The organism is Streptomyces sp. NPDC059456, from assembly GCF_042750055.1.
In the GTDB taxonomy this organism is placed as follows: domain Bacteria; phylum Actinomycetota; class Actinomycetes; order Streptomycetales; family Streptomycetaceae; genus Streptomyces.
This window is the reverse complement of record NZ_JBHYVA010000806.1, coordinates 1-3,516: the sequence shown is the minus strand read 5'-3', so window position 1 is coordinate 3,516 and position 3,516 is coordinate 1. Positions and strand designations below refer to the sequence as shown.

The 3,516-nt window shown below is 71.3% G+C and carries 3 protein-coding genes; all 3 read left to right on the top strand.

From position 1 onward, the window contains the following. Positions 1 to 44 precede the first annotated feature (44 nt). From ACFXA3_RS38785 to ACFXA3_RS38775, 3 genes are read left to right on the top strand one after another with little or no spacing between them, the layout of a single operon-like run. Positions 45 to 1,046 carry an ABC transporter permease gene (locus ACFXA3_RS38785; RefSeq protein ID WP_385195456.1) on the top strand — a complete coding sequence of 334 codons (1,002 nt, stop codon included), beginning with the start codon at positions 45 to 47 and terminating at the stop codon, positions 1,044 to 1,046. Further along, on the top strand, positions 1,043 to 2,143 hold the full coding sequence (locus ACFXA3_RS38780; RefSeq protein ID WP_385195450.1) for an ABC transporter ATP-binding protein: 1,101 nt from the start codon (positions 1,043 to 1,045) through the stop codon (positions 2,141 to 2,143). The genes ACFXA3_RS38785 and ACFXA3_RS38780 overlap by 4 nt, the downstream gene beginning before the upstream one ends. Before the next feature lie 5 nt (positions 2,144 to 2,148). Next, positions 2,149 to 3,231 carry an ABC transporter ATP-binding protein gene (locus ACFXA3_RS38775; protein ID WP_385195453.1) on the top strand — a complete coding sequence of 361 codons (1,083 nt, stop codon included), beginning with the start codon at positions 2,149 to 2,151 and terminating at the stop codon, positions 3,229 to 3,231. Positions 3,232 to 3,516 lie beyond the last annotated feature (285 nt).

The window sequence follows — 3,516 nt, the reverse complement described above, 5'->3', positions numbered from 1 at the left end:
CCCCACGAGGGACGGCAGCCGCCCGCCCCGGGCGGCCGACTGCAGTGCTCGTCTACCTCATACGGCGGCTGTTCAACGTCGTCGCCACGCTGCTGGTGGTCTCCGTGGTCACCTTCGGCATCTTCTTCGCGGTCCCCAAGATCACAGGCAGCGACCCGGCCCTCATGTACGCCGGCCGCGAGACCAACGAGACCGCCCTGGCGGGCATCCGCGTGAAGATGGGCTTCGACAAGCCCATCTCCGAGCAGTACCTGACCTTCGTCAAGGGCATCTTCGCCGGCCGCGACTACGACGGCGGCACCGATGTCACCCACTGCGCCGCCCCCTGCTTCGGCTACTCCTTCAAGACCGAGGCGCCCGTCTGGGAGACCATGGTCGACCGCATGCCGGTCACCCTCTCGCTCGCCCTCGGCGCGGCGGTCATCTGGGTGCTCGCCGGCGTGGCCACGGGCGTGGTCTCGGCGCTCAAACGCAGGACGGCCATCGACCGCACCGTCATGGTCGGCGCCCTCGCCGGCGTCTCCCTGCCGATCTTCTTCACCGGCATGGTGGCCCCCGCGATCTTCGTCTACAGCCTCGGCTGGCTGGACGTCTCCAACTACAGACCCCTGACCGAGGATCCGCTGGCCTGGCTCAACAGCATGATCCTCCCGTGGATCACCCTGGCCTTCCTGTTCGCCGCCACCTACGCCCGCATCACCCGCGCCACGATGCTGGAAGTGCTCGGCGAGGACTACATCCGCACCGCCCGGGCCAAGGGGCTCAAGGAGAGCGTGGTCATCCGCAAGCACGCCCTGCGCTCCACCCTCACCCCGATCGTCACGATGTTCGGCCTCGACCTCGGCGGACTCCTCGGCGGCGCGGTGCTCACCGAGACGACCTTCAACTTCCAGGGTCTGGGGACGGCGGCCGTCGCCGCCATCGGCCAGGGCGACCTGCCCGTGATCATGGGCGTCACCCTCCTCGCCGCGCTCTTCGTGGTGATGGCCAACCTGATCGTGGACCTGCTGTACGCCGTCATCGACCCGCGCGTGAGGCTGACGTGACCGAGAACCCCACCACCGGCAGCGGGCCCGCGTTCGTGCCCGAACAGGCCGGGCCGCCGGCCGACGCGGCCTTCCTGTCCGTACGCGACCTCAAGGTGCACTTCCCGACCGACGACGGCCTCGTGAAGTCCGTCGACGGGCTCTCCTTCGACCTGGAGCGCGGCAAGACCCTCGGCATCGTCGGCGAGTCCGGCTCCGGCAAGTCGGTGACCTCGCTGGCCATCATGGGCCTGCACCGCACCGGCAACGCCCGCAGCCGCCCGCACATCTCCGGCCGGGTCGTGCTCGACGGCGAGGACCTCGTCCAGGCCGACGCCGACCACGTGCGCAGGCTGCGCGGCCGCAAGATGGCCATGGTCTTCCAGGACCCGCTGTCGGCGATGCACCCGTACTACTCGGTCGGCAAGCAGATCGTCGAGGCGTACCGCACCCACCACGACGTCGACAAGAAGACCGCCCGCACCCGCGCGGTCGAGATGCTCGACCGGGTCGGCATCCCCGAGCCCCACCGGCGCGTGGACGCGTACCCGCACGAGTTCTCCGGCGGCATGCGCCAGCGCGCGATGATCGCGATGGCGCTCGTCAACAACCCCGAACTGCTCATCGCGGACGAGCCGACCACCGCCCTCGACGTCACCGTCCAGGCGCAGATCCTCGACCTGATCCGCGACCTGCAGAAGGAGTTCGGCTCCGCGGTCATCATGATCACGCACGACCTCGGCGTCGTCGCCGAGATGGCCGACGAGATCCTCGTGATGTACGGCGGCCGGTGCGTCGAACGCGGCACCGCCGAGAAGGTCTTCTACGAACCCCGCCACCCCTACACCTGGGGCCTGCTCGGCTCCATGCCGCGCATCGACCGCGAGCAGACCGAGCGCCTGATCCCGGTCAAGGGCTCGCCGCCCAGCCTCATCAACATCCCGAGCGGCTGCGCCTTCAACCCGCGCTGCCCGTACGCCGACGTCCCCAAGGGCGGCATCACCCGCACCCAGCGGCCCGAGCTCACCGAGGACGACAGCCGGCACTGGTCCGCCTGCCACATGTCGCAGGAGGAGCGGACCCGGATCTGGACCGAAGAGATTGCGCCGAAGCTGTGACCGACATGAAGAAGGACTCCTCGGCCGCGGCCGCCGCCGAGGAGCAGCCGCTGCTGAAGGTGACCGGCCTGGTCAAGCACTTCCCCATCAACAAGGGGCTGCTGCGCCGGCAGGTCGGGGCCGTCAAGGCCGTGGACGGCATCGACTTCGACGTCCGGCGCGGTGAGACGCTGGGCGTGGTCGGCGAATCCGGCTGCGGCAAGTCGACGATGGGCCGGCTGATCACCCGCCTGCTGGAGCCCACGGGCGGCACCGTGGAGTTCGAGGGGCGCGACATCACGCACCTCGGGGTCGCCGGGATGCGGCCGCTGCGCCGCGACGTGCAGATGATCTTCCAGGACCCGTACGGTTCGCTGAACCCGCGGCACACCGTCGGCACGATCGTCGGAGCCCCCTTCAAGCTCCAGGGCGTCCAGCCGGAGGGCGGCCTGAAGGCGGAGGTCCAGCGGCTGCTCTCGCTGGTGGGCCTGAACCCCGAGCACTACAACCGCTACCCGCACGAGTTCTCGGGCGGCCAGCGCCAGCGCATCGGCATCGCCCGCGCGCTGGCCCTCAAGCCGAAGCTGGTCGTCGCCGACGAGCCGGTGTCGGCGCTGGACGTGTCGATCCAGGCCCAGGTGGTCAACCTGCTGGACGACCTCCAGGAGGAGCTCGGCCTCACGTACGTGATCATCGCGCACGACCTGTCGGTCATCCGGCACGTGTCGGACCGCATCGCGGTGATGTACCTCGGCAAGATCGTGGAGCTGACCGACCGCAAGTCGCTGTACGAGAACCCGATGCACCCGTACACCAAGGCGCTGCTGTCGGCCGTGCCGGTGCCGGACCCGCGCCGGCGCGGTGCGAAGAGCGGCCGCATCCTGCTCAAGGGCGACGTCCCGTCCCCGATCTCGCCGCCCGCCGGATGCCGCTTCCACACGCGGTGCTGGAAGGCCACGCAGATCTGCACCACGCAGGAACCGCCGATGCTGGCCCTGGCCACGGGTCACCAGGTGGCCTGCCACCACCCGGAGAACGCCCCGGACCAGGCCCCCGGCGACGCGGCCCTCCCGGGCGCCCCGGAAGCGGTGGCGACGGTCACCACCTGACCCCGCCGCCCCGGCCCGCACCCCCACGGGGCCGGGGCTTGGCCCGCCGTCCCGGCCCGCGCCCCGCGGAGCCGGGACCCGGCGTTTGCGCCCCGACCGACCCCGTACCGCGCCGCGCCTGGGCCGCGCCGCGCTGGGCCGTGCCGTGCCGTGCCGTGCCGTGCCTGGGCCGCGCCGCGCCGCGCCGCGCCGGGCCTGGGCCAGGCCGAGCCGCGCCGCTCTCGGCCGTTCCGTGCCGAGCCGGGCCTGGGCCGTGCCGCGCCGGGGCTGGGCCCTGTCTCTTTG

Bases quoted from the DNA above. Each gene is read 5' to 3' on its own strand.
- ACFXA3_RS38775 (WP_385195453.1), top strand. From the start codon at position 2,149: ATGAAGAAGGACTCCTCGGCCGCGGCCGCCGCCGAGGAGCAGCCGCTG.